A 25,761-nucleotide genomic window follows, 5' to 3' on the forward strand; every position below is an offset into this window, starting at 1 on the left:
TAAGCGCTGGTAACAAAGGGTGCGCGGCTGTGGAGGCCGTCACATGGTTGTCATCTTGCGCGGGAGGCCGCCGTTCAGAGGAAGAGGCCGTGGCGCATATGGCGCATGAGGTCCGTCACCTTGGGGTCCGGCTTCTCCCAAAGAAGGATACGCAGCTCGACTACCAGATCGCCGCGTTCGCCGCCGCCGGTATGAAGACCGAGACCTTCGATCCGGATAGTCTGGTCGGAACCGGACCAGGCCGGGATCACCACTTGGCGGCTGCCGTCGAGCGTTTCGAGTGAAACTTCCGTTCCGAGCACCGCGTCTTCGAGCGAGACGGGAAGCACCGTGTGGATGTTGAAACCATCGACGCGATACTGGGCATCCTTGGCGAGCTTGAGATTGACCAGCAGGTCGCCGGGCTTCATGTTCGGGACCTTCAGGCCCTGGCCCTTCAGCCGCAGAACCTGTCCCTCCGTCATGCCGCGATCCAGCGGAACGCGAACTTCCCGCTCGTCGGGAAGCCGAACGGTCACGGCATTCTGCTGCAGCAGGTCGGCCACCGTCACGATAGCATCGACCGAAAGATCGGGTGCCTTTTCCGCAGCCGCTGACGTGCCCCGGATGCGGCGTACCAGCGAAGCGATCAGATCGACGGCAAGGACCGGGAGTGGCGTCTTGCCGTCGCTTCCCATCTCAGGGTGGGCGGCTGTGGGCGAGGCCGCAGCGGCATCTGCGCTGGAACTATCTGCGGCATGGGCGCCTTCGGCAGGTCGCGCTTGTTCTTCCGGCTTGCTCTGGCTGCTCTGGCTGCTCTGGCTTTGCGGGCCGGAGCCGAAAATGCGCTCGATCATATCCTCCGGTGTTTCCCCTGCAGCGCCGGTGGATGCTCCGGCGGAGGATTTCGTAGAAGCGCCGGCAGAGGATGCGGGTTGGGCGTTCGGCTCGCCATGTGCGGCGCCTTGGGCATTGTCCTGCGCGCGGCGTGCATTGGCACGCGCCAGCTCTTCCATAACCTTTTCGGCATTGGCTTTCGCCACCTTGGCGCGTTCTGCGGCCTGCCGGGCGGTTTCACGCTGCTCCATGATCGTCTGCTGCATGTCAGCCGCCCTGTCGTAGCGCTTGCGGCGCTCGGGATCCTTCAAAAGCTCATAGGCCTGGCCCACTTCGGCAAACCGGTCGCCGGCGGAAGGATCGTCCTGATTATGGTCGGGATGAATGCTTTTGGCCTTGGTGCGCCAGGCAGCCTTGATCTCGTTGACGCCGGCATTGCGTTTGACGCCGAGAAGGGAATAGGGATCGCGCATTGTGGGGCCACCGGTAACGCTCTGGGCGGTGGGCCCCCGCTAATCCTTGGACCCCCCGATTTTCGACACAACTCTCACGGCCATACGCTGGTTCCTCATGCCCCGGCGCCTGGTCGATCACTCGCTGGAGAGGCTACGGTCGAACTGCTGAATCAGTGGTTACGGCGCTCTTTTCGCTAGAGACTCGGTTAAGAAACCGTTTCTATTGGCGGTCGAAGGCGGTCAGCAGCCACTCGCCGCTATCGGTCAGGCAGGCTTGGCCCGAGAACATGGCAATCCCCTCGTAGGAGTGCCTGGTCGTGGTGAAGGCGCGGCAGACATGCCCCTGGCCTTTATCCTCGCGGATGGAGGAAACCACGCCGGCACTGCCGGTTGCCGTATTCGCCCACGGCACGGGAGCGGTCGCAACCTTGCTGAGATCGGCGGAGGTCACGGCATTGCGAACGGTCGCTTCGTCCGAGACGGCTCCTGCGGAATTCGTCTTGCCGGGTACGGCGCCTGTCGAGATACGGTCCACTTTGTCGCTGCCGAACAAGTCCATGCTGCTGGTGCAGCCGGTCATTGAAAAAGCGGACATCGCAACCGCGGCCAGAGCAAGGCTGCGGATGGAGGAGGGCTTTGTGCGGCGCTGCGACTTTGTTACTAGTACCACCATGAGTCCTGTCTGGTAAGAATCCGGGCAAGCGGAAATCACACTGGGAGTATTTTAGACAATATGTCTTTAAGCGGGTTAACAAGCGGTGACTTTACCGAGCAGAACGAGCCCTTCAGCCTCTTTGGCGAGTGGTTGAAGGAGGCTGAGGCCAGCGAACTGAACGATCCCAATGCCGTGGCAGTGGCGACGGTGGATGAGCATGGCCTTCCCAATGTCCGTATGGTCCTGCTCAAGGGGTATGACGAGCGCGGCTTCGTGTTCTTTACCAATTTCGAAAGCCAGAAGGGGCAGGAAATCCTCGGCCAGAAAAAGGCGGCCATGTGCTTTCACTGGAAATCGCTTCGCCGCCAGGTGCGGCTGCGGGGCGAGGTCGAAGTTGTCAGCGACGCCGAGGCCGACGAGTACTATGCCACCCGGCCGCGCGGAAGCCGCATTGGTGCCTGGGCGTCCAAGCAGTCGCGGCCGCTGGAAGGGCGATTTGCGCTGGAAAAGTCGGTCGCCGAATACACGGCACGCCATGCCCTCGGCGATATCCCGCGTCCGCCCCATTGGAGCGGCTTCCGCATCCGTCCGTTGACGATCGAGTTCTGGCACGACCGGCCGTTCCGGCTCCACGACCGCATGGAATTCCGCCGTCCGGCGCCGGATGGGGTCTGGGAAAAGGTGCGGATGTACCCTTGAATCTGACGGCTATCGTCCGAGCCTGAAGGGAATGCCTGAGGCGAGCGCGGAGACATATCGCGCCCGCTGGAAATATCCGTTGAGCGATATGCGGGGTAGGGCTGTCAGCCGGTTCAAATCCACGGCATGCAGAGTGCCTGGCCGCGTCGTGACGCCAACCGTCAGTCCGAGTTCGCGCGCGGCGGCCTGATCCCGTTCGCAGATTGCCTGTGCCGTCCCATAGGGATAGGCGATCGAAACCGGCCGTTCTCCCGTCAGCGCTTGAAGATAATCGGCGGATTGCTGCATTTCATAACGCGCCTCCTCGGGCGAAAGACGGCTGATCGCGCGGTGGCTCACCGTATGCGCCCCATAATCAACGAGCGGATGGTCGAAAAGCGCCTTGAGTTCGTCCGGCGACATTGTGAGATCCGCCGTTATGGCGAGCGGATCGATACCGTGCAGGCGCGCAAGAGCATCGATACGGGATATTGCACCCGCTTCGTCCTTGCCGGTCATCACCAGGGGAACGAAACGCTCGAATGCTGCAAGCTTCTGGTGCACGGAGGTAAGGGGGACGCTCTCCTCGCCGGCACCGAAATCGAAGCGGATCTCCCGCTCGCGGCCAAGGATATCGGTCAGCGTTTCCCACCAGAGCGTATGCGTTCGCTCGGCAAATCCTTGCGCCACGAATATAGTGAAGGGCACGTCATGCGCTGCAAAGACGGGCAGGGCATGCTCGGCATTGTTTCGGTAGGCGTCATCGAGGGTGAAGGCGGCAAAGGGCCGTCCGGCCGGCTCGGCGAGCAGGCGCGGAATGTCGGACAGCCGCACGAATTCATAGCCGTCCGACCTCAGTTGCTCGATGGCGGAAGACAAGAAATCGGGGGTCACTTCCAGATGCCGGTTAGGCTCGAAGGCCCGCCGGTCGTGGGGTCTGACATGGTGGAGCGTGAAGATGGCGCCAAGGCCGCGCGCCTGCGGCATGAGCCCTGCAACCGCCATTGCGGCCGAAAGCTGCAGCCCGCCGGCCATCGCCTGACGCCGCACGTCCCGCCGCATAAACGTCTGCAGCTTCGCCTTTCCAAACCCCACGACGACCAAGCCCGCTTGAACCCCAAGGTCGCGACCCTACGCGCCACCCGTTAAGCCTTGTTGAATACGCAATGACGGTTTCGTCTAGTCGGTGCTGGCTTTGGAAAGGCTGCGCTCCCCCAGATCCTCGAAAAGCCGGAGAAGATAGCCATCCGGGTCCGCGACGACGAATTGACGGTTGCCGACCTCGTGATCGTCGCGGCGATACCATTTCTCTTCGAGGGGAAGGTAGACCGGGACTTCCGCTGCCTGAAGCCGCGCCAGCATGGGCAGGACTGCGGGTATGAGGATTTGCAGGTTCATGCCCCGTCCAAAGGGATAGGTGAGCGGTTCTGACGACAGGTCGAAATCGCGGCCCGTACCGATCTGGTCCAGCATCAGGTTCGCTTCCCCAAGCGTCAGAAAGCAGAAGCCTTCTTCCGGCCTTTCGTAGAGCACGTCGAAGCCGATGATCTTGCAATAGAAATCACGGCTCCTGCGCCAGTCGGTCACGGAGAGTTCGGGAACGAGAGCGTGGGAAGCCATGATCTCTCAGGCTTTCGTGCCGCCTACCGTCACCTGGTCCATGCGCAGATGCGGCTGCCCGACGCCAACAGGCACCCACTGGCCGGCCTTACCGCAATTGCCGATGCCGGTGTCGAGCTTCATGTCGTTGCCGACCATGGAGACCCGCTTCATCGCGTCGGGTCCATTGCCGATCAGCATGGCGCCCTTGATAGCCGGGCCGATCCGGCCATCCTCGATCATGTAGGCTTCCGTGCAGCCGAACACGAACTTGCCGGACGTTATGTCCACCTGGCCGCCGCCGAAGGAGACGGCATAGATGCCCTTCTTGACCGAGGCGATGATTTCCTCGGGCGTCCTGTCGCCTGACAGCATGTAGGTATTGGTCATGCGCGGCATGGGAACACTGGAATAGCCCTGGCGGCGTCCGTTGCCGGTGGGCTTCATGCCCATCAACCGGGCGTTCTGCCGGTCCTGCATGTAGCCGACCAGCCTGCCGTTTTCAATCAGCACATTATATCCCGAAGGCGTGCCTTCATCGTCTACGGTCAGCGAGCCGCGGCGGTTGTCGATCGTGCCGTCGTCAACGACGGTGACGCCGGGCGCTGCAACCATTTCACCCAGCAAACCGGCAAAGGCGGAGGTCTTCTTGCGGTTGAAATCGCCTTCCAGTCCGTGCCCGACCGCCTCGTGCAGCATCACGCCCGGCCAGCCTGAGGAAAGAACCACATCCATTGTGCCCGCTGGCGCGTCGATCGCCGTCAGGTTGACGAGCGCCTGACGCAGCGCCTCGTCGGCGCCGGTCTGCCAGTTGCCTTCGCTCACGAAATCGCCGAAGCCGATACGTCCGCCCGTGCCGAACGAGCCCGATTCCTGCCGGTCCCCGTCGCCGACAACCACGGAAATATTGATGCGCGTCATGGGGCGGATATCCTGCACCCGGTGCCCGTCCGCCCGCAATATATCGACCACCTGCCAGCTGGCCGAAATCGTGGCCGTCACCTGGCGCACCTTGTCGTCCTTGTTGCGCAGATAGGCGTCGATATCGGCAAGAAGCTTTGCCTTGGCCTCAAAACTCGGGCTGCCGATCGGGTTCTCGTCGCCGTAGTATTTCTTGTTGGTTCGCTGCGGGGCGGTCGCGTAGGAACCGGAATAGCCGGCGGTCACGGCCCGCACGGCGTCGGCGGCGCGCGATAGCGCGGCTGCCGACATTTCGCCGGCATGGGCATAACCCACGGACTCGCCCGCCACGGCCCGGAGCCCGAAACCTTGGTCCGTGTTGAAGGAACCGCCCTTCAGGCGGCCATTGTCGAAGGTGAGCGATTCCGCCTGTGCATGTTCCAGAAACAGCTCACCGTCGTCTGCGCCGGACAGAGCCTCCGAAAGGATGGAGCGCAACCTGGCTTCGTCGCAGTCGAACAGGTTCAAGAGATCGGTATTCATGCAAAGCTCCCTGGCGCGGGCCGAAATTCGCCCGACGGTGTTGCGACCGATGTAGGTCCGCCGCCGCGGCTAAGCAAGCCTGGGCATTCAGTCCTGGACCGGACGGGTCCGCAGAAAGGCCTGGACCTCTTCGGGCATGCCGTCGCGTGGCAGCGTGTCGAACGTGGCTGCGCCGCTGAAGACGATGAAGGACCCTGGCCGCTCCCAGACTTCGATAACATCGCGCCACGCGGTTCGCCCGCTCCCGGGGTCGGGCCGGATCTGCATGCCCTCGCCATCCATGGTGATCTCGGCCTTCTGGTCGTCCATGCGCTTGAAGCGGTTGAGTGTATTAGCGTGTCGGACGCGCCAGAAGACGGCGACGAAGACAAGCGGCAGCAAGGCGACGCCAAGCATGACGCCGGCCATCCATCCCGCATCGCCCCAGAACAGAAAATAGAAGGATGAGACCGCCATCAGCACGGAGGTGATCCATATCACCTTCTGTTCAACGATGGCGCGGCGCCAGATGAAGGTGCGGATGGCATCGCGCACGATATCCTCATCGTAACGGACGGTGAAATGGTGGCTGCCTTGCAGGTCCATCAGGGCAGGGCGTCGTAGCCTTCGCCGAAGCCGGCAAGCTCGATCGGAATACCGACACGGTCCTGATCGGCCGATTCGCGCAGCGCGAAAACGGCGTTCTTGCCGGCCCGCAGAATGCGCATCAGCTCCTCGTCGATCTCCACCTCCACATAGCAGCCCTCGGAGAAGCAGCGGGTGAAATAGGCGCGGCCGATATTGTTGTTATCGACATAGAGCTCCATGCCGTCCTTCAGCAGCACGCCGAGCGGAGCCAGGATACGCAGGATCCTTGCCTTGCGGTCCGCCGTTTTCAGCACGACCACGGAGAGACCCACTTCCGGCCGGTCCTCAGCAATCACGTTCTGCATCAGCGCGCATTGATCGGCAGAGGCGCCCGCGGGCCTGTCGCAGATGATCGACCAGGCGCCATGGCTCTCCTTGACATTGCCGGGCGGCTGGCCAGGCTGGGGAGCAGGCTGCTGGTTCTCGCCCGTCTTGGGCTTCGTTGGGGGCGCCGGCGTGGCCGATGGCGGCTGAAGAGTTGGCTGTGTCGCGTTCGGGGTCGGCCGCGGCCCCGGCTGCTGCGCGATTGCCGGAAGCGACAGGGCTCCCGCAAGCATCAGAGCAAGGCAGGCGGTAAAACGGTGGGGACGACCCATGGAAACCTCAGGATGGACGAATCGGTGCGGCTATTCTTGTCGCTGGGGAGGCGAAATGAAAGCCCCGCCGTCTTTCCAGCCGACTGCGGCGAAAATGGGACTTGTGGATAGAGACGCGATGGCAACACTGATTGTGATCGGGGAGAGGGGCAAATAAAGCCTCTTGGGTCGCCATTGGCGGCGGACGCGGTGGAAATCGGCCTTGAGTTCAAGGCCTTCACCATGAATCTGCGCCGCCCTATTGGAAATCGCGCTCGCAATGGAGCAAAATGCCGCATGGGGCTCAAGTCGCGGATATTGCGGCGGCCTGCAAACTGTGATTGAAGCAAGAGCTACAGCTTGGATTCTGCGTCGGGTTGGATGGAGCTTGGACGCTTGGGGAGAAACGTCGTGATGAATAGGGCTTACGCAGCCTTGACTGCGCTTATCTGTCTGTTCTGTGTTTCCACAAGTTATGCGGACCAGCCGCGTCCATGGCAGATGGACCTGCAGGCGGCCGCGTCGCCGATCATGCACCAGATCCGCTGGTTCGAGCACTATACGCTCTGGTTCATCGTTCCGGTGACCTTGCTGGTGCTGGTGCTTCTGATCGTCGTTGGCGTCAAGTTCCGGGCAAGCGCCAATCCGGTGCCGTCCAGGACCAGCCACAACACGGTCATCGAGATTGTCTGGACTGTCGGCCCGGTGCTCATCCTGTTCTTCCTGGCGATCCCGTCCTTCAATCTTCTCAATGCGCAGCTCGAGCTGCCGGATGCGGATCTGACAATCAAGGCTACCGCCACCCAGTGGCAGTGGAATTATGAATATGAGGGCTCCGCCAACCCTGTCGCCTTCGACAGCTACATGCTGAAGGACCAGGATCGCGCCGGCGCCGGCAAGACGGATATCGGCCGTTATCCGCGCCTGCTCGCCGTCGATAACGAGCTGGTCCTACCGGTCGGCAAGACGGTCCGCGTTCTGGTGACCGCGGCTCCGACAGACGTCATTCATGCTTTTGCAATGCCCGCTTTCGGGGTCAAGATCGATGCCGTACCGGGTCGCTTGAACGAAACCTGGTTCAAGGCGGATGCGGAAGGCATGTATTACGGTCAGTGTTCCGAGCTCTGCGGCAAGGACCACTCCTTCATGCCGATCGCAATCCGCGTCGTTTCGCAGGATAAGTACACGGCATGGCTTGCGCAGGCGGCAAACGACCTGCCGGGCGCCAACAAGGCGATCATGGCTTCGACGGATCGGCCCGCCGGTAATCTCGCCGTCGCCGCGAACGTTTCGAAGTAAGGAGGAGCGAGGACAATGGCTGGACATTCTGCTCACGACGATCACGCTCATGCCCGCACCTCTCACGACGATGCGCATGCCCATGACGACCATCATCATTCCCACACCCCGGGCTTTGCGGCTCGCTGGCTCTTTTCGACCAATCATAAGGACATCGGCACGCTCTACCTGATCTTCGCGATCATGGCGGGCTTGATCGGCGGTCTGCTGTCGGTCGCCATGCGCATGGAGCTGCAGGAACCGGGCATCCAGATCTTCCACGGTCTCGCGTCCATGGTCTATGGCTATGAGGGCGATGCGGCGATCGATGCCGGCAAGCACATGTACAACGTCTTCACCACGGCGCATGCCCTGGTGATGATCTTCTTCATGGTCATGCCCGCCATGATCGGCGGTTTTGCCAACTGGATGGTGCCGATCATGATCGGCGCGCCGGACATGGCCTTCCCGCGCCTCAACAACATTTCCTTCTGGCTGATCGTGCCGGCCTTCATCCTGCTCATCCTCTCCATGTTCGTGGAAGGCCCGGCGGGTGCCTACGGCGCGGGCGGCGGCTGGACCATGTATCCGCCGCTCTCGACCGTTGGCCATCCCGGCCCGGCAGTCGATTTGGCGATCTTCGCACTCCACATTGCCGGTGCCTCGTCGATCCTCGGCGCCATCAACTTCATCACGACCATCCTCAACATGCGCGCACCCGGCATGACGCTGCACAAGATGCCGCTGTTTGCCTGGGCGGTTCTGGTCACGGCCTTCCTTCTGCTGCTGTCGCTGCCGGTTCTGGCAGGTGCGATCACCATGGTACTGACGGACCGCAATTTCGGCACGACCTTCTTCGCGCCTGAAGGCGGCGGTGACCCGATCCTTTACCAGCACCTGTTCTGGTTCTTCGGCCACCCGGAAGTCTACATCCTGATCCTGCCCGGCTTCGGCATCATCAGCCACATCGTCTCCACCTTCTCCAAGAAGCCGGTCTTCGGCTATCTCGGCATGGCCTATGCCATGGTGGCAATCGGCGCGGTCGGCTTCGTCGTCTGGGCTCACCACATGTACACGGTCGGCCTGTCGCTCGATGCGCAGCGCTACTTCGTGTTCGCCACCATGGTGATCGCGGTGCCGACCGGCATCAAGATCTTCTCCTGGATCGCGACCATGTGGGGCGGCTCGATATCGTTCCGCACGCCGATGATCTGGGCGATCGGCTTCATCTTCCTGTTTACCGTGGGTGGCGTCACCGGCGTGCAGCTCGCCAATGCCGGCCTCGACCGCTCGCTGCACGACACCTATTACGTCGTGGCCCACTTCCACTACGTGCTGTCGCTCGGCGCCGTGTTTGCGATCTTCGCGGCGTGGTACTACTGGTTCCCGAAAATGTTCGGCTACATGTACAACGAGCGTATCGGCAACCTGCATTTCTGGGTCATGTTCGTCGGCGTGAACCTCGTGTTCTTCCCGCAGCACTTCCTTGGCCTTGCCGGCATGCCGCGCCGCTATATCGACTATCCGGACGCATTTGCCGGCTGGAACTATGTGTCGTCTATCGGGTCTTATATCTCCTTTGTCGGCGTGCTGATCTTCCTCTTCGGCGTTTGGGAAGCCTTCGCCAAGAAGAGGGTCGCAGGCGACAATCCCTGGGGCGAAGGTGCGACCACGCTGGAATGGCAGCTATCCTCGCCGCCGCCATACCACCAGTGGGAACAGCTGCCGCGCATCCGCTGACGGCCAGATAAGGGGAGGTGGCGCGGCAAGCGCCATCTCCGACAGACTTTAGGACGGTTCCATGACGGTTATCGACAATCACGACGCTCTCGGCTCAGAGGCAGGCTTTCGCCTCTCCGAAGCCAATGCGCGTGATTACTTCGAGCTTCTGAAGCCCCGCGTGATGTCGCTGGTGGTCTTTACCGCATTTGCGGGCCTCGTTCTGGCGCCCGGCCATGTCAATCCTGTCCTCGCCGCCGTTTCTATCCTTTGCATCGCTGTCGGTGCGGGTGCCTCCGGCGCACTCAACATGTGGTACGACGCCGATATCGACGCGGTCATGAGCCGGACTGCCAGGCGGCCCATCCCTGCCGGTCGCATTTTGCCGCAGGAGGCGCTCGCCTTCGGGCTCACCCTGTCGGTCTTCTCGGTTGTCATCCTCGGGCTGGCAGTCAACTGGTTTGCCGCCGCCCTTCTGGCCTTCACCATCTTCTTCTATGCCGTTGTCTACACCATGTGGCTGAAGCGCTCGACGCCGCAGAACATCGTGATCGGCGGCGCCTCCGGAGCCTTTCCGCCAATGATCGGCTGGGCCTGCGTGACGGGTGGCGTATCGCTGGACAGCATCCTGCTTTTTCTCATCATCTTCCTGTGGACGCCGGCCCATTTCTGGGCGCTGGCTCTCTTCAAGATGCGCGACTATGGCTCTGTTGGCGTGCCGATGATGCCGAACGTGGCGGGCGAGACCTCCACCAAGAACCAGATGATCGTCTATGCCGTGCTGACCGCCGTCGTCAGCGTCGCGCCAAGCGTTACCGGCCTTGCCGGATTAGGCTACGGCATCTTTGCCGCAGTGCTTGGTGCCATTTTCGTGCTCTGTTCCATCTCCGTCCGGCGGATGCCGGAGGGCGATGCCAGGATGGTTCCGGCCAAGAAGATGTTCGCCTATTCGGTCTTCTACCTGTTTGCGATCTTCTCGGGCCTGCTGGCGGATCATGTCTCGGCCAGCGTCGGTGCTCTTTTCGGAGGCGCGCTGTGATCGAAACGATCAAACTCAGTGAGGCGCAGAGGAAATCGCGGCGCAACCGCAATGTGGCGCTTGGCCTCGTGCTGGCGGCGCTCGTCGTCATCTTCTACCTGATCACACTCGCAAAAATCGGCGGATTCTGGAACTAGAGGCACTGATGGCGGAACATGATCACCACGGTCAGGGCCAGAATGGCCAAGCGAAGCGGGTCAGCAACAGTGCGATCTTCGGCGGCTGCGTCGTCTTCGTCGCCGGCATGGTCGGCATGGCCTATGCCTCCGTGCCGCTCTACCGCCTCTTCTGCCAGGTAACGGGCTATAACGGCACGACGCAGCGCACCGAGCAGTATTCCTCGACCGTGCTCAACAAAACGATTGAAGTCAGCTTCGACGCCAATATCTCGCCGGCCCTGAATTGGGATTTCAAGCCGGCCAAGACGGTGGACCCGAAGATCGGCGAGACCGTGCAGATCGAATACACGGCGACCAATCGTTCGCCCTACGCGACGACGGGCACCGCGGTCTTCAACGTGACGCCCATGGAAGCGGCCGTCTATTTCAACAAGATCCAGTGCTTCTGCTTTACCGAGCAGACGCTGCAGCCGGGCGAGACGGTCAAGATGCCGGTCGTCTTCTTTGTCGATCCGGACATGGCGAAGGCCGAAGAAACGAAGAACATCAAGACGATTACCTTGTCCTACAGCTTTTATCCGAGCCAGCCGGGCAAACCGGTCGCGGCTTTGCCGGAAGGCGTAAAGGCGGCGGACAAGAGACTTTAAGAGGACGCCGGCAACGGCGGAGAGGCATTCACGGGGGATTCTGACATGGCCGACGCGCATCAGAAAAATCACGACTACCATATCATCGATCCAAGCCCATGGCCGCTCCTGGCATCCATCGGGGCCTTCGTCATCACCTTTGGCGGCGTGGGCTATATGCGCTACCTGCGCGGCGGCGAATTCCACATTTTCGGGATGAACCTCGCCACGCCGTGGATCTTCTTTATCGGCCTGGCAATCATCATCTACACGATGATCGGCTGGTGGTCGGATACGATCAAGGAAGGCCGTGCCGGCGCCCATACCCGCGTCGTGTCGCTGCACCTGCGCTACGGTATGATCATGTTCATCGCCTCGGAGGTGATGTTCTTCGTTGCCTGGTTCTGGGCGTTTTTCGATGCAAGCCTTTACCCCAACGAAGCCATCCAGGCCTCTCGCGTACAGGCGCTGGGCGGTCAGTGGCCGCCGAAGGGTATCGAAGTGCTCGATCCCTGGCACCTGCCGATCTACAATACGGTGATCCTGCTTCTCTCGGGCACCTGCGTCACCTGGGCTCACCACGCGCTCCTGCACAACGACCGCAAGGGCCTGGTGACGGGTCTCGCAATGACCGTGGCGCTCGGCGTGCTGTTCTCCTGCGTCCAGGCCTATGAATATGCTCACGCCCCCTTCGAGTTCGCGAACTCGATCTATGGCGCGACCTTCTTCATGGCGACGGGCTTTCACGGCTTCCACGTTCTGGTCGGAACGATCTTCCTGCTCGTCTGCCTGATCCGCGCCATGAATGGCGGCTTCACCCAGACCCATCACTTCGGCTTCGAAGCCGCCGCCTGGTACTGGCACTTCGTGGACGTGGTCTGGCTGTTCCTGTTCTTCGCCATCTATATCTGGGGCGGCTGGGGTGCACCGCTCCACGCAGGCTGAGGCGCGGTCCCGCTTGCCTTGAGCCAAAGCGAAGGGCTGGTAAAGTGAGCGGCGGGCATTGATGAAGGCGGCTTTTGAGCCGCCTTTTTTCGTTGTGTAAACGTACCAATTTTGGTACAGATTCACTGTGGGCGCGGAGTTGAAGAAGATCACCGGGCGGTTCTATGCGACTGGAAACGGTCGCAGGCCGGTTCGTGATTGGTTGATGCAACTCTCCCGCGACGACAGGCGGCAAGTCGGCATCGATATCCAGCGGGTTGAGTTTGGCTGGCCTCTTGGAATGCCCTATTGCCGTTCTCTGGGCCGCGGTCTGTGAGAGGTTCGAAGCGATTTGGCCGGAGGCCGGATCGCTCGCGTCATATTCGTCATTCAGGATGGCGAGATGGTTCTCTTGCATGGCTTTGAGAAGAAGACCCAGAAGACACCGAGCCAGGATATAGATCTTGCCATGAAACGTAAGCGGGAGATTGAAACGTGACCGATTCCAAAGGCTATGTCGATAAAAGCGAAAGCTTTGATGATTTTCTTCAGGCTGATGGGCTTTTGGAGGAAACCGAAGCGATAGCATTGAAGCAGGTGATCGCGGATCAAGTCCGCGCAGCGATGACGGAAAACGGCCTTACCAAGAAGGCGATGGCTGAGCGCATGCACTCGAGCCGCCAGCAACTCGATCGCCTCCTTGACCCCCACTATCCCTCGGTAACCTTGCTGACGCTGCGCCGTGCCGCGGCCGCGGTTGGAAGAAACCTGCGGATAGAGCTGGTTTGACGTCTCTCATGGATCTCTCTCACAGCAGACCTTCCGGCGGCAGGCTCCGGTTCATCGCGACCGCCATCATCGTGCTGGCTGCCCTCGCTATCCTCATCTCGCTTGGCACGTGGCAGGTCGAGCGGCTGCACTGGAAGGAGGGCCTGCTTGCCGATATCGCCGAGCGCCGTGCCGCGGCACCTGTGCCTCTGGCTGCGGTCGAGGCCATGCAGGCCTCGGGGGCCGACGTGGAATACCGGCGCGTTACGCTGACCGGCAGTTTCGATCACACGAAGGAACGGCACTTCTTCGCCACTTTCGAGGGGCAGACGGGCTTCTACGTCTATACGCCGATGACGCTTGCCGATGGCCGCATTCTCTTCGTCAATCGCGGCTTTGTGCCCTACGACCTGAAGGTGCCGGAAAAGCGCGCGGCGGGGGAGGTCGCGGGCGTCCAGAGACTAACAGGCTATGTGCGGGCGCCGCTCGAAGGCAAGCCTTCCTCCATTGTCCCGGACAATGATGTGCCTAAGAACATCTTCTACTGGAAGGATCTGTGGACCATGGCGGCAAGCACGGGCATCGACCGAGCGAAGCTGGTTCCGCTGTTCGTGGATGTCGATGCCTCCGTGCAAAATCCGGCCGGCTGGCCGAAAGGTGGCGTCACGCAATTCGATCTGCCCAACAGCCATCTGCAATATGCCGTCACCTGGTACGGCTTGGCCGCTGCCCTTGTCGCCGTCGTGATAGGAGCCTGGTGGCGGGGCAGGAAGCCGGCAGCGGAGTAGCGCGGGCTCAAGATTTTTATTGGCGCCGCCCTGCCGGCTCGCCTATATGAGGCGCAAGAGCTGCCCGCCGCCGGTCACAGATGGAAAGCGAATGAACCTCCAGGTGATGAAACCACCCCTGAGCATCCGGCTCTGCGGTCCGCGCGGCTTCTGCGCCGGTGTCGATCGGGCCATCCAGATCGTGGTTCTGGCGCTGAAGGCCTATGGCGCGCCGGTCTATGTCCGTCACGAGATCGTCCACAATCGCTATGTCGTGGAGGGGCTCGAGGCCAAGGGCGCGGTCTTCGTGGAGGAATTGGACGAGATTCCGGCGGAACATCGGTCTCAGCCGGTCGTGTTTTCGGCCCATGGCGTGCCGAAATCGGTGCCGGAGGATGCAGTTGCCCGCAACCTCTTCTATCTGGATGCCACGTGCCCGCTCGTCTCCAAGGTGCACAAGCAGGCCATGCGCCACCAGCGGCTCGGTCGGCATGTGGTGCTGATCGGTCATGCGGGCCACCCGGAGGTCATCGGCACGATGGGCCAGCTTCCCCTGGGAACCGTGTCGCTGGTCGAGACCGTGGACGACGTGGATCGCTACGCGCCGGTCGATCCGGATAATCTCGGCTATGTCACCCAGACCACGCTTTCGGTGGACGATACGGCGGGCGTTATTGCACGGCTTCAGCAGCGGTTCCCGAACCTGACGGCGCCGGCCGCCGATTCGATCTGCTATGCGACGACAAACCGGCAGGAAGCCGTCAAGCAGGCGGCACCCGGCTGCGATCTCTTCATCATCGTCGGCGCACCCAACTCGTCCAACTCCAAGCGGCTGGTAGAAGTGGCCTTGAGGGCCGGGGCCAAGCGCTCGCTGCTGGTGCAACGCGCGGACGAACTGGACTGGGCGGATATCGGCCCGATCGGCACGCTGGGTCTGTCTGCCGGCGCCTCTGCTCCTGAAGTCATCGTCGATGAAATCATCGCCGCCTTCAAGGCACGCTTCGATGCAAGGATCGAACTTGCCATCACCGCCGAGGAGACGGAAAATTTCCTCGTCAACCGCGAATTGCGCAGCGTTCCGCTGACCCATGAGGATATGGAGTGGGTCAATGGGGTGAGAAGCGTTCCGGCGCAGCCGGAGAAGTCGATTCTGTGAATCGATTTAAGCTTCGAACGCCCTGATCCCTAGCGGACCGCATGACGACGGGATAGGAAGAACCGGCACCCTGAAGCGGGCAGAATCACAGCGGGATCTCCATCTTGGCCGTTTACACAGACATTTCCGAAGGCGATCTCAAGCATTTTCTCCAGCAATATGATGTGGGCGAGCTGACCTCCTACAAGGGGATCGCCGAAGGCGTCGAGAATTCCAATTTCCTCCTGCACACGACCCGCGATCCGCTGATCCTGACGCTCTACGAAAAGCGCGTCGAGAAGAACGACTTGCCGTTCTTCCTGGGCCTGATGCAGCATCTTTCCGCTCGCGGCCTGTCCTGCCCGCTGCCGCTGCCGCGCCGCGACGGCGAATTGCTGGGCGAGCTTTCGGGCCGGCCAGCAGCGCTGATCTCCTTCCTGGAAGGGATGTGGCTGCGCAAGCCGGAGGCAAGGCATTGCCGGGAAGTCGGCAAGGCGCTGGCGCAGATGCACCTTGCCGGAGAGGGTTTTTCCATCGAACGGCCCAATGCGCTGTCGCTGGACGGCTGGCGCACTCTTTGGGCCAAGGCGGCGGACCGGGCCGACGAAGTGGAAGGCGGCCTCCAGGAGGAAATTTCCTCCGAGCTCGACTTTCTCGGGCGCCATTGGCCGAACGATCTGCCGGCTGGCGTCATCCACGCCGATCTGTTCCAAGACAATGTCTTCTTCCTCGGCGACGGTCTGTCGGGGTTGATCGACTTCTATTTCGCCTGCAATGATCTGCTCGCCTATGACGTGTCGATCTGCCTCAACGCCTGGTGCTTCGAAAAGGACGGCGCCTACAACGTCACCAAGGGCAAGGCGCTGCTGGAAGGCTATCAGTCCGTCCGGCCACTGTCGGACGAGGAGCTGGCGGCCTTGCCGGTGCTGGCGCGGGGTTCAGCGCTGCGCTTCTTCCTGACCCGGCTTTATGATTGGCTGACGACGCCTGCCGGCGCGCTGGTGGTCAAGAAGGACCCGCTGGAATATCTGCGCAAGCTCCGCTTCCACCGGCAGGTCGGCTCGGTCGCCGAATATGGGGTTGCCGCATGAAGCAGGTCGAGATTTTTACCGACGGCGCCTGTTCGGGCAATCCGGGGCCGGGCGGCTGGGGCGCGATCCTTCGCTATGGCGAGACGCAGAAGGAACTGTTCGGCGGCGAGGCGGACACGACCAACAACCGCATGGAACTGATGGCGGCCATCAGTGCCCTCAATGCTCTGAAGACCCCCTGCGAAGTCGACCTCCACACGGACAGCAAATATGTGATGGATGGCATTTCCAAGTGGATCTTCGGCTGGAAGAAGAACGGCTGGAAGACGGCTGACAAGAAGCCGGTCAAGAATGGCGAACTCTGGCAACAGCTCGATGCCGCAAACCAGCGCCACAAGGTCAAGTGGAACTGGGTCAAGGGCCATGCGGGCCATCCGGAAAACGAACGGGCCGATGAACTGGCGCGGCTCGGCATGGCGCCGTTCAAGAAGAAATAGCTCGGGCGGTTGCGCTTTCGGCCTCGCACTCTATCCTGATGTCAACCGAGAAAAAGGGTAGGGCGGAAATCATGATCCTTCACTGCGTCTTCATGCGCTTCAAGAGCGCGTTCCCACAGGCCGACAAGCAGGCAATATACGATGAACTGGCGGGGCTGAAAAATTCGCTGCCGGGCATTCTGGACGTGAAGTTCGGCCCCAATGTCTCGCCGGAAGGCCTGAACGGCGGCTTCCTGGACGGCTTCATCGTTACTTTCGACAGTGTCGAATCCCGCGATGCCTATCTGCCCCATCCGCTGCATATGGCGGTTGCCGAGAAGATCGTCGCCGCCAGCGACGGCGGCGTGTCGGGCCTCATGGTCTTCGACCTGGCTGTTTGATCCAAAGGCCGAAACGAAACGGACGCATGGAAGCGCCCGTTTCCTTTGTTATTCGAAGATCAGAGCTGGTCGAGCAGGGCCGCAGCGCCGGAGACGGTCGCTTGGCCGGGGTTTTCCTCGATGTTGAGGGATTTGACCACGCCGTCTTCCACCAGCATGGAGTAGCGCTTGGAGCGGACCCCGAGCCCGCCGGCGGAAAGATCGGCATCAAGGCCGAGCGCCTTGGTGAAGGCACCGTCCCAATCGGCCAGGAAATGGATCTTGCCCATGCCGCCGGTCTGCTGCGCCCAGGCGCCCATCACGTGCCAGTCGTTGACGGAAAGAACCGCAATATCGTCCACGCCCTTGGACAGGATCGTGTCGCGGTTTTCCAGATATCCCGGCAGGTGGTTCAGCGTGCAGGTCGGCGTAAACGCGCCGGGAACGGCAAAAAGCACGACCTTCTTGCCCTTGAACAGGGCGTCCGTGGAAACCTCGACCGGACCGTCGGCAGTCTTTTCCTTGAATGTCGCCTGCGGCAGTGTCTCGCCGATCTGGATGGTCATGAACGTCTCCTTTTGAATAGGCATGGGTTATGTGTTGCCGGCACTATAGGCGCGGGGCAGGGCAAGGCAAGATATGCGGATGTCGGCGGGCTGGCGACGTTGTGGCTAATCGAAGGCAAGGGAAGTTTCCATGGCACGGCTGCCGGCAATCGCGAGAATGCTCCAGCGCTTGCCTTTGATCTCGTAGCCCTTGGGTAGCTTGCCCACCGGCATGTCCAGCGTATAGCTGTCGCCCTCGAACCTTCCATTGATGCCGTCGAGCAGGATATGGCCTTCCGGCCCGGAAACGATGACCTGCGGCATGTCGCTCGTTCCCTCGGGCAGCCGCAGCGTCAGCCTCAGAATCCGGCCCCCCTGGGTCATAATGTAATGCGTGAGGGCGAATGTCTCCGATGGAGGCTCGGGCAGGGTGGCTGTTGCGGCGTTGAGGATCATCGCCTCTTCTACAGGCGTGCCCTTGGCCGGCTGTAGAGCCAGAGTGAAATCTGCCTGGAAGGGAATGCAGATATTGCGGCAAAGGCCGATGAAGGCGGAGGCACTGAGCATGACCGGCTTGCTCGCGTCCTTTACCGTCAGCTCGAAGGGAAAGGCCACCGGCTGGTCGTAGCCGATATCGCGCAGCGCCCCGTTGTCGATCCGCTTCGGCACCGGATAGGACACGCGGTCGAGGGATATGCCGCTGTTTTCCCCAAAGGAGAGTTTCGGCGGAATTCCCGTATCGCCCGGCTCCTTCCAATAGGTGATCCAGCCCGGTTTTGGCTCGATTTGCAGCGCGCCGCGGATTTTGCCATCCGGCTCAGGCGGCATGAATACCAGCCGCATGCGGCCGCCTTCATTGGTCGCCCAGGGCGTGAAGTCAGCCCGCACTGGCCCCGCGGCCAAGCCCAGCACCGGCAATGCGACCAGAAGCCAACCCGAAACCATACGGGCAAAACGGAAAGGCGAGCGTTTCGTCATGCTCCAGCCATGTAGTGGAATGCGGCAGGGCAGGCCAGTCACTCTGATGAGAGTGCGCTTCATTTTCAGTTGATTGATGGAAGACACTGCCGCATCTTGGAAAAACAATGGTCAAGCCCCTTTCACGGGCGGACGGCGGTGGAGGCAGAATGGCTCTCTCAAGGCTGACGGATACACGCGAGCGCGGCTTTCTCGACGGCCAGTTCCTGATTGCCATGCCGGGAATGCAGGATACGAATTTTGCGCGCAGCGTCGTCTATGTCTGCGCCCATTCTGCTGCCGGCGCCATGGGCTTCATCATCAACCGTCCGCAGGCAATTTCCTTTGGCGAAGTCCTCCTGCACCTGAAGCTCGCCGACCAGAATGACGTCATCATGCTTCCCGGCGAAACGCGAGAGTTTCCCATCCTGTCCGGCGGGCCAGTCGAGACGGGGCGTGGTTTCGTCCTTCACTCGGACGATTTCAGCAGCAGTTCCTCCATTCCCATCAGCGACGAGATCTCGCTCACGTCGACGCTCGATATCATCCGCGCCATTTGCGATGGCCATGGACCGGCACGCGCCACCATGCTGCTCGGCTATGCCGGCTGGGGCCCCGGCCAAATCGAGTTGGAGATTTCAAGCAATGGCTGGCTGAACTGCCCGGCGAGCGAAGAACTCATCTTCGACCGCGCCGTGGATGGAAAATATGAACGCGCGCTCGCCTCCATGGGCATCAGCCCGGAAATGCTGTCCAGCGAAGCTGGCCACGCCTGAATAAATGAACGGAACGATGACGCGGCCCGCGCGTTTTATCCTCGCAAGGCAAACAAAGCCTTCAATCAAGGAGAAAGACAATGGGTAGCACAAGCGACAAGATCGCCGGTAAAGGCAACGAGCTGGCTGGCAAGGTCAAGCAGGCAACCGGCGACGTGACGGGCAACGACAAGCTCCGCGCCGAAGGCGCCGCTCAGGAACTGAAGGGCGATGCCCAACAGGCCAAGGGCAAGGTTAAGGATACGGCTAAGGGTGTTGTAGACCGCCTCTAACGGTCCAACTCCCAATTCGTCGAAAAACCTGTTCCGACAGTTTGCCGGGGCAGGTTTTCTTTTTGTGTTCATACTTCGCGGTGCAGGACTGTCATGCGGCTTTACGATTGCGACCATTGCGGCCAGCCTATCCATTTCGACAACCGGACATGCGTGAATTGCGGCTATCGGCTGGCCTTCGTGCCGGAGAAGCTCGCCATGCACGCTCTGGCGGAAACGGGAGATGGGACATGGCATCTTGTGGCGACACCCGGGCACAAGGTTAGGCTCTGCGCCAACGCGGCGATGGATGTCTGCAACTGGACTGTGCTGACCGACGATCCGAACGCGTTCTGCCCGGCCTGCCGGCATAACCGTCTGGTGCCCGACGCCTCGACGGAAGCAGGACTGAAGCAGTGGCGTAGCATCAGTCAGGCGCAACGCCATCTTTTCTATTCCCTGATACGCTGGGACCTGCCGCGGACGAACCGCGAGGAAGATCCGCAAGGCGGTCTCGTGTTTGATTTCCTTGTGGACGAGGTCAAGCCGGACGGCACGATCGTTCCGGCCATGACGGGGCACGAAGACGGATTGATCGCCATCCGCGCGGCTGAGGCCGACGATGCCACGCGCGAACAGATCCGGGTGTCGATGAACGAACCCTACCGAACCATGCTCGGCCACTTCCGTCATGAAACCGGCCACTACATCTGGGACAAGCTTGTCCGCGACGGCGGCAAGGTCTACGATTTTCGTGCGATTTTCGGGGACGAGACGATCGACTACGGCGAAGCCCTGAAGCGCAACTACGAGCAGGGGCCGCCGCCGGACTGGCAGCAATTTTACATCAGCACCTATGCAAGCTCCCATCCGTGGGAGGACTTTGCCGAATGCTTCGCCCACTACCTGCACATCGTCGATACGCTGGAAACGGCCCGCGCTTACGGCATGACCGTCGAGCCGCGCCGCCATGAGGAACTGTCAGCCGAAGTGGCTTTCAATCCCTATGACGCCCAGAGTGCCGAACAGCTCGTAACGGCCTGGATCCCCTTCAGCATGGCGCTGAACAGCCTGCACCGCTCCATGGGCGTGCCGGATCTCTACCCGTTCATCCTGACGGCGCAGGTCGTGACAAAGCTCGAATTCATCCACATGCTCATCCACGACAACCAGCGTCAGCGGTCATGGACGAACCAGGCCTTCCAGCAAGGACAATAGCACCTGCCGCCTGACTGAGCAGGCCGGTCAGGCGCGTTTGGTCAGCGGGAAGCGTTCCTTGAGCAGGCGCATCACGGCGTCTGCCGCTGCCGGTGGGCCGAAGAGATAGCTCTGCCCGTAATGGCAGCCCATCTTGGCCAGTTCCGTCGCATCGTCATCCGTCTCGACGCCTTCGGCAATGACAGACATATCGAGCCCGCGGGCCATGGCGACGACGGAGCGTAAGAGGACAGCGCGCTTGTCGGTCGCATCGCGCACGAGCGACTTGTCGAGCTTGATCGTATCGAACGGGAACTGCGTGAGGTGACCGAGCGACGAATAGCCGGTGCCGAAATCGTCGAGCGCGAGGCCGATACCGGTCTCGCGGATCTTCGCCAGAACGAGCCGCGCCTGTTCCGGGTTTTCCATCATCATTGATTCGGTCAGCTCAAGCTTCAGCTGCGCAGGGTTCACCTGCGTCTTCTGCAGCAGCGAGCGGACGTCGTTGTAGAGGTCGGCATTAATGAGCCGGGCGCTCGACAGGTTCACCGACACGAAGAGCGGAAGCTCACCGGTCTGCGTCTGCCACGCCATCAGGTCGGCGGTTGCTCGATCCAATGCGAATATGCCAAGCGCGCCGACGAGATCCGACATTTCAGCGATCGGGATGAATTCGGACGGCGGAATCGTTCCGCGCTTGGGATGATCCCAGCGCATCAGCGCTTCGAAGCCCGAAAGCTCGCCGTCTTTCAACCGGATGATCGGCTGGTAGACCATGGACAATTCCCGGCGCTCGATGGCGCGGCGCAGATCCGTCTCGATCTGCAGGCGGTCCGTGGTGGTGGAACGGAAGGCGGGACGGAAGGGCTCGACCTTGCTGCCGCCGGCGCGCTTGGCCCGGTACATGGCCAGTTCCGCATCGGCAAGCAGACCGGCCGCGTTCTCCTGCTGGTCGACCCAGGAGGCGAGCCCGATCGACGCCGTCAGCACGATTTCGCGGTTGGCGAAGTTGATCGGCACCATGATAGCCTTGGAGATCGCATCGGCAAAATCCGCGACCTTGGCCGGATCGTGTTCCGAAACCAGGATCAGCCCGAACTCGTCGCCGGAAAGGCGGGCCAGCGTGTCCTGCGGCTTCAGGAGCCGCCGCAGACGCCGCGTGAGCGCGATGAGGATGTTGTCGCCTGCGGCAATGCCGAGACTGTCATTCACCTGCTTGTAGCGGTCGATGTCGATCGCCATCACCGTTGGGCGAACGGTCTCGCTGCCGGGCGCAAGCGCCAGCACGGATTGCAGCCGGTCGAGAAAGATCTGCCGGTTCGGAAGCCCGGTGAGGTTGTCGTGCAGCGCATCCTGCAGCAGCCGTTCGATCGAATTCTTCTGCTCGGTCACGTCGATGATCGTGCCCACGCAGCGGATGATTTCGCCGTCCGAGCCCAATACCGGCCGCGCGCGGATCTGCAGCCAGTGGAAATGGCCGTCTTCCGCGCGGATGCGGAATTCGTGGTTGAGCCGACCGCGACGGTGTTCCAGGAGCACGTCGAGCGTTGCGCGGAAGCGGTCCCGGTCGTCCGGATGCAGGCGCGGCAGCCAGTTGCGCACGGGGCCGTGCATCGTGCCGAAATCGAGGCCGAGCCGGGTGGAAATATCGGGCGTCGTCACTACGCGGTCGCGGGCCACATCCCAGTCCCAGACGGTATCGCCGCTGCCGGTCAGCGCCAGCGACTGCCGCTCGAGATCGGAGAACAGGCCTTGCTGATAGGCGCCGCCGGCAAAGGCGTGCTGCATGACGGTGAAGCCGATCAGAAGCACGATCAGCACCAGGCCCCCGCCCAGCGCCGGCTGGATGATGTCATTGTCGAGCCGGCCCGTCACCGTCAGCCAGCCGCCGAACAGCCAGACCAGGATTAGCACCCAGGTCGGCACCAGAAGAATGGCGCGGTCGTAGCGGTTGAAGCCGAGATAGATGATCAGCAGGATGCCAACACTTGCCGTCAGGGCCAGCGAAAGCCGTGCAATGCCCGAGGCGACGGACGGATCGTAGACGGCGACGCCGCCGAGCAGCACGAGGCCGACGATCCAGGCCAGCGTCGCATAGCCGAGATGGACGTGCCAGCGGTTGAGGTTGAGATAGGTGAACAGGAAGATGACGAGCGAGGAGGCGAGCGCCACTTCCGCTGCCGCCCGCCAGATCCTCTGGTCGCTGGAGGTGATGGTGATCAGCTTGTCGAGGAAGCCGAAATCCACGCAGATATAGGCAAGCACGGCCCAGGCGAGTGCTGCTGCTGCCGGCAGCATGGATGTTCCCTTGACCACGAAGAGGATGGTGAGGAAAACCGCCAGAAGCCCGGCAATCCCCAGCACGATGCCGCGATAAAGGGTGAAGGAGTTGACCGTGTCCTTATAGGCGTCCGGCTGCCACAGATAGATCTGCGGCAGAGAGGGCGTCGCAAGCTCTGCCACGAAAGTGATGGTCGAACCCGGATTGAGCGTGATGCGGAACACGTCGGCGTCGGGGCTGGCGATACGGTCGAGCGCGAAGCCTTCCGACGGCGTGATCGAAATGATGCGTTGCGAACCGAGATCCGGCCAGAACAGCTGCGAATTGACCAGGCGGAAGTGCGGCGCGACGATGACGCGCTCCAGCTGCTCCTCCGATACGTTGGAGAGCGCGAACACGGCCCAGTCGCCCTGGTGCGTCGGCGAACTCGCCCGCACTTCGATGCGACGGCGGATGCCGTCGGCGCCGGCTGCGGTGGAGACCTGGAAGGCTTCGCCCTGGTTCGCGTAGATATCGGTCGTGCGGGTCAGGTCGAGGGCCGTGCCGTCGCGCGAAATCTTCACAGGCTCGGCCGCCCGCGCGCCGACGGCGGCCGTCATGCAGATGAGGCAGGCAATCATCGCAAGCAGGGAAACGATGCGACGGAGAAAGGAGGGGTGACGCGGAACCGCTGAAACGATCATGATCTCAGAAGCTTCCCGAACTCGCCGTCTTCCGGCAAGCGGGAGAACATCACGTGGTCGTGCCATTCGCCGTTGATTTTGAGGTATTTGCGCAAAAGACCTTCCCGCTCGAAGCCGGCTTTTTCCAAAAGCCGCATGCTCTTCCAATTGTCCGGAATACAGGCTGCCTCGATCCGGTGCAACTGAAGTCCGCCGTAGATGTAAGGGATAGCGACCTTCAATGCGGCCAACATATGGCCCTTGCCTGCGTGTTTCTCGCCCATCCAGTAGCCGATCATGCAACTCTGCGCCGCACCCCGGCGGATATAGCCGATGGTGAGGCCCCCCAGCAGCTCCATGTCCTTCTTGTGGAAAAGCAGTAGCGGCACGGCAAGGCCCGAACTGCATTCCTGCCCCGCCCGCAGCACCCGTGCCCGGAAGGAGGCTTCCGTCAACTCGTCGCTTCGCCAGGTGGGCTCCCATGGCTGCAGAAAGGTCCGGCTGTCGGAGCGCAGCCGGAACCACTGTTCGTAATCGGAATTGCGCGGCAGCCGCAGAAAATGCTCGGCGCCATACAGTTCGGGCGTATCCGGCTGTCGAGACAGAAACCGAAACACCGACTTGGCCATTCTGCTGCTGCTCCGGGCAGGACTGCCGGATTAGGGGAACCCTAACCAGCAGCCTTCTGTGTGTTGATTGCAGGCGAAGACAGCGCCGTGGAAATATCGGTGATCGGGGCAAGCTTCTCGATCGGGCCGACGGCCGACATGGTCGGAACCGTATCGAAGAACAGCCGTCCTGCCAGATCGGTCAGCCGACCGGTGGTGATGCCTTCCAGGCGTTCCATCATCTCCTCGTTGGGAATGGAACGGCCATAGAGCATCATCTGGCGGGCGATCTGCCCGGCGCGGGCGGCAGGGCTTTCCTGGCCCATCAGAAGCTGGGCACGGATCTGCGCCCGGGCGCGGTCGATTTCCTGTTGTTCGATGCGCTCGGCGCTCTTGCGCAGCTCGTCGATCACGACGGGCACGAGGTTTGGCAGCTCATTGCCGCTTGTGGCGGCATGCACGCCGAAAATGCCCGTATCCGAAAAGCCCCAGTGGAAGGCGTAGACCGAGTAACAGAGGCCGCGATGCTCGCGCACCTCCTGGAACAGCCGGGACGACATGCCGCCGCCCAGAATATTGGCCAGGATCTGCGAGCAATAGAAGTCCCGCATGTGATAGGCCTTGCCCTCGAAGCCGAGCAGCAATTGCGCATCCATTAGATCGCGGTCTTCCCGCACATCGCCGCCGATATAGCGCGCCGGCTCCAGGATGACGGGGCTGCTGGGGGTGAGTGGCAGGCCTGCAAAACGCTCTTCAACCTGTTTGCAGAAGGATTGATGATCCACCGCGCCGGCCGCGACGACGAACATCCGGTCGGTCGTGTAATTGCGCGACAGGTAGCCGCGGATCTGGTTCGGCGTGAAGCTGTTGACCTTTTCCGGCGTCCCAAGGATCGGCCGGCCGATCGTCTGGCCGCGATAGGCGACTTCCGAAAAGCGGTCGAAGACGACATCGTCGGGCGTATCGTTGGCGGCGCCGATCTCCTGCAGGATGACGTGCTTTTCGCGCCGCAGTTCTTCCTCGTCGAATTCCGACTCGGTCAGGATGTCGGCAAGAATGTCCACCGCAAGCGGCACATGGTCCTTGAGGACGCGCGCGTAATACGAGGTCGTTTCGGTCGAGGTGGCGGCGTTCAGTTCACCGCCGACATTCTCGATTTCCTCGGCAATGTCGCGGGCGCTGCGTCGCGCGGTGCCCTTGAAGGCCATGTGCTCGAGAAGGTGGGCAATGCCATGCTCCTCCTCCGACTCATTACGCGATCCCGATTTGATCCAGACACCGAGGGCAACGCTCTCCAGGTGGGGCATGTTCTCGGTAACGATAGTCAGCCCGGAAGACAGCCGGGTGGTTTCAACATTCATACTCAGTCTTTCC

General features: G+C 61.6%; 28 protein-coding genes and 1 pseudogene. 17 read left to right on the top strand and 12 right to left on the bottom strand.

The window, feature by feature from the left end:
• Positions 1-74: 74 nt before the first annotated feature.
• Both EPK99_RS16325 and EPK99_RS16330 read right to left on the bottom strand, forming a co-directional pair.
• On the bottom strand, positions 75-1,289 hold the full coding sequence (locus tag EPK99_RS16325) for a DnaJ C-terminal domain-containing protein (RefSeq protein WP_128444124.1): 1,215 nt from the start codon (positions 1,287-1,289) through the stop codon (positions 75-77).
• 202 nt (positions 1,290-1,491) lie between these two features.
• Positions 1,492-1,944 (bottom strand): RT0821/Lpp0805 family surface protein, encoded by a 453-nt coding sequence (locus EPK99_RS16330; protein WP_164901790.1) that lies wholly within the window; start codon positions 1,942-1,944, stop codon positions 1,492-1,494.
• Between the two features lie 60 nt (positions 1,945-2,004).
• On the opposite strand from EPK99_RS16330, the gene pdxH reads away from it, so the two are divergent.
• Entirely contained in the window at positions 2,005-2,625 is a 621-nt protein-coding gene (gene pdxH, locus EPK99_RS16335; protein WP_128444125.1) for a pyridoxamine 5'-phosphate oxidase, read from the top strand.
• 9 nt (positions 2,626-2,634) lie between these two features.
• On the opposite strand, the gene EPK99_RS16340 is transcribed toward pdxH, so the two are convergent.
• The 5 genes from EPK99_RS16340 to EPK99_RS16360 form a co-directional block, all read right to left on the bottom strand.
• Positions 2,635-3,666 carry a polysaccharide deacetylase family protein gene (locus tag EPK99_RS16340; RefSeq protein WP_205909105.1) on the bottom strand — a complete coding sequence of 344 codons (1,032 nt, stop codon included), beginning with the start codon at positions 3,664-3,666 and terminating at the stop codon, positions 2,635-2,637.
• 117 nt (positions 3,667-3,783) lie between these two features.
• Positions 3,784-4,224, bottom strand: coding sequence for a bleomycin resistance protein (locus EPK99_RS16345; protein ID WP_128444126.1), 441 nt, complete (start codon positions 4,222-4,224; stop codon positions 3,784-3,786).
• A gap of 6 nt (positions 4,225-4,230) precedes the next feature.
• The gene (tldD, locus tag EPK99_RS16350) at positions 4,231-5,646 is read right to left on the bottom strand and encodes a metalloprotease TldD (RefSeq protein ID WP_128444127.1); all 1,416 of its coding nucleotides are present in this window, start codon (positions 5,644-5,646) and stop codon (positions 4,231-4,233) included.
• Positions 5,647-5,733: 87 nt separating this feature from the next.
• Positions 5,734-6,231, bottom strand: coding sequence for a YcxB family protein (locus EPK99_RS16355; protein ID WP_128444128.1), 498 nt, complete (start codon positions 6,229-6,231; stop codon positions 5,734-5,736).
• Entirely contained in the window at positions 6,231-6,869 is a 639-nt protein-coding gene (locus tag EPK99_RS16360) for an invasion associated locus B family protein (RefSeq protein ID WP_245582442.1), read from the bottom strand. Before EPK99_RS16360 ends, EPK99_RS16355 begins: the two co-directional genes overlap by 1 nt.
• A 393-nt stretch (positions 6,870-7,262) precedes the next feature.
• Between EPK99_RS16360 and coxB the strand changes: the two genes are divergently transcribed.
• The 13 genes from coxB (at position 7,263) to EPK99_RS16420 (ending at position 17,131) form a co-directional block, all read left to right on the top strand.
• Positions 7,263-8,147 (top strand): cytochrome c oxidase subunit II, encoded by an 885-nt coding sequence (coxB, locus tag EPK99_RS16365; RefSeq protein WP_128444129.1) that lies wholly within the window; start codon positions 7,263-7,265, stop codon positions 8,145-8,147.
• 15 nt (positions 8,148-8,162) lie between these two features.
• The gene (ctaD, locus tag EPK99_RS16370) at positions 8,163-9,866 is read left to right on the top strand and encodes a cytochrome c oxidase subunit I (RefSeq protein ID WP_128444130.1); all 1,704 of its coding nucleotides are present in this window, start codon (positions 8,163-8,165) and stop codon (positions 9,864-9,866) included.
• 61 nt (positions 9,867-9,927) lie between these two features.
• Complete coding sequence (locus tag EPK99_RS16375; RefSeq protein WP_128444131.1) at positions 9,928-10,884, top strand: heme o synthase; 957 nt, start codon at positions 9,928-9,930, stop codon at positions 10,882-10,884.
• Positions 10,881-11,021: a hypothetical protein gene (locus EPK99_RS25335; RefSeq protein ID WP_164901771.1), complete on the top strand. Its 141-nt coding sequence runs from the start codon at positions 10,881-10,883 to the stop codon at positions 11,019-11,021. The genes EPK99_RS16375 and EPK99_RS25335 overlap by 4 nt, the downstream gene beginning before the upstream one ends.
• An 8-nt stretch (positions 11,022-11,029) precedes the next feature.
• Positions 11,030-11,650 carry a cytochrome c oxidase assembly protein gene (locus EPK99_RS16380; RefSeq protein ID WP_128444132.1) on the top strand — a complete coding sequence of 207 codons (621 nt, stop codon included), beginning with the start codon at positions 11,030-11,032 and terminating at the stop codon, positions 11,648-11,650.
• 45 nt (positions 11,651-11,695) lie between these two features.
• Complete coding sequence (locus tag EPK99_RS16385; RefSeq protein ID WP_128444133.1) at positions 11,696-12,574, top strand: cytochrome c oxidase subunit 3; 879 nt, start codon at positions 11,696-11,698, stop codon at positions 12,572-12,574.
• 331 nt (positions 12,575-12,905) lie between these two features.
• The gene (locus EPK99_RS25985) at positions 12,906-13,052 is read left to right on the top strand and encodes a type II toxin-antitoxin system RelE/ParE family toxin (RefSeq protein ID WP_342633743.1); all 147 of its coding nucleotides are present in this window, start codon (positions 12,906-12,908) and stop codon (positions 13,050-13,052) included.
• Entirely contained in the window at positions 13,049-13,342 is a 294-nt protein-coding gene (locus tag EPK99_RS16395; RefSeq protein ID WP_128444134.1) for an XRE family transcriptional regulator, read from the top strand. Before EPK99_RS25985 ends, EPK99_RS16395 begins: the two co-directional genes overlap by 4 nt.
• An 8-nt stretch (positions 13,343-13,350) precedes the next feature.
• Positions 13,351-14,109, top strand: a complete 759-nt coding sequence (locus EPK99_RS16400) for an SURF1 family protein (protein WP_128444261.1) — start codon at positions 13,351-13,353, stop codon at positions 14,107-14,109.
• Positions 14,110-14,200: 91 nt separating this feature from the next.
• Positions 14,201-15,244, top strand: coding sequence for a 4-hydroxy-3-methylbut-2-enyl diphosphate reductase (gene ispH, locus EPK99_RS16405; protein ID WP_128444135.1), 1,044 nt, complete (start codon positions 14,201-14,203; stop codon positions 15,242-15,244).
• 104 nt (positions 15,245-15,348) lie between these two features.
• Positions 15,349-16,314, top strand: a complete 966-nt coding sequence (locus EPK99_RS16410; RefSeq protein WP_128444136.1) for a homoserine kinase — start codon at positions 15,349-15,351, stop codon at positions 16,312-16,314.
• Positions 16,311-16,751, top strand: a complete 441-nt coding sequence (gene rnhA / locus EPK99_RS16415; protein ID WP_128444137.1) for a ribonuclease HI — start codon at positions 16,311-16,313, stop codon at positions 16,749-16,751. Before EPK99_RS16410 ends, rnhA begins: the two co-directional genes overlap by 4 nt.
• A gap of 71 nt (positions 16,752-16,822) precedes the next feature.
• Complete coding sequence (locus EPK99_RS16420) at positions 16,823-17,131, top strand: Dabb family protein (protein ID WP_128444138.1); 309 nt, start codon at positions 16,823-16,825, stop codon at positions 17,129-17,131.
• A gap of 59 nt (positions 17,132-17,190) precedes the next feature.
• On the opposite strand, the gene EPK99_RS16425 is transcribed toward EPK99_RS16420, so the two are convergent.
• Both EPK99_RS16425 and EPK99_RS16430 read right to left on the bottom strand, forming a co-directional pair.
• On the bottom strand, positions 17,191-17,676 hold the full coding sequence (locus EPK99_RS16425) for a peroxiredoxin (RefSeq protein WP_128444139.1): 486 nt from the start codon (positions 17,674-17,676) through the stop codon (positions 17,191-17,193).
• 105 nt (positions 17,677-17,781) lie between these two features.
• A complete protein-coding gene (locus tag EPK99_RS16430; RefSeq protein WP_245582443.1) occupies positions 17,782-18,633 on the bottom strand; it encodes a protein-disulfide reductase DsbD domain-containing protein in 852 nt (283 codons plus the stop codon).
• A gap of 149 nt (positions 18,634-18,782) precedes the next feature.
• Here EPK99_RS16430 and EPK99_RS16435 point away from each other — a divergent pair, with 149 nt between their 5' ends.
• From EPK99_RS16435 to EPK99_RS16445, 3 genes are all read left to right on the top strand, one after another.
• Positions 18,783-19,388 (top strand): YqgE/AlgH family protein, encoded by a 606-nt coding sequence (locus EPK99_RS16435; RefSeq protein ID WP_128444140.1) that lies wholly within the window; start codon positions 18,783-18,785, stop codon positions 19,386-19,388.
• A gap of 80 nt (positions 19,389-19,468) precedes the next feature.
• A complete protein-coding gene (locus tag EPK99_RS16440) occupies positions 19,469-19,660 on the top strand; it encodes a CsbD family protein (RefSeq protein WP_128444141.1) in 192 nt (63 codons plus the stop codon).
• A 93-nt stretch (positions 19,661-19,753) separates the two neighbouring features.
• Positions 19,754-20,857 (top strand): zinc-binding metallopeptidase family protein, encoded by a 1,104-nt coding sequence (locus EPK99_RS16445; protein WP_128444142.1) that lies wholly within the window; start codon positions 19,754-19,756, stop codon positions 20,855-20,857.
• Positions 20,858-20,884: 27 nt separating this feature from the next.
• On the opposite strand, the pseudogene EPK99_RS16450 reads toward EPK99_RS16445, so the two are convergent.
• The 3 genes and pseudogenes from EPK99_RS16450 to EPK99_RS16460 form a co-directional block, all read right to left on the bottom strand.
• Positions 20,885-23,701 (bottom strand): annotated as a pseudogene (locus tag EPK99_RS16450) (EAL domain-containing protein); the annotation flags it as partial.
• 95 nt (positions 23,702-23,796) lie between these two features.
• Positions 23,797-24,408, bottom strand: coding sequence for a GNAT family N-acetyltransferase (locus EPK99_RS16455; protein WP_128444144.1), 612 nt, complete (start codon positions 24,406-24,408; stop codon positions 23,797-23,799).
• 41 nt (positions 24,409-24,449) lie between these two features.
• Positions 24,450-25,748 (bottom strand): M16 family metallopeptidase, encoded by a 1,299-nt coding sequence (locus EPK99_RS16460; protein WP_128444145.1) that lies wholly within the window; start codon positions 25,746-25,748, stop codon positions 24,450-24,452.
• Positions 25,749-25,761 lie beyond the last annotated feature (13 nt).

The sequence above is a fragment of the Neorhizobium lilium genome (assembly GCF_004053875.1).
Taxonomy (GTDB): Bacteria; Pseudomonadota; Alphaproteobacteria; order Rhizobiales; family Rhizobiaceae; genus Neorhizobium; species Neorhizobium lilii.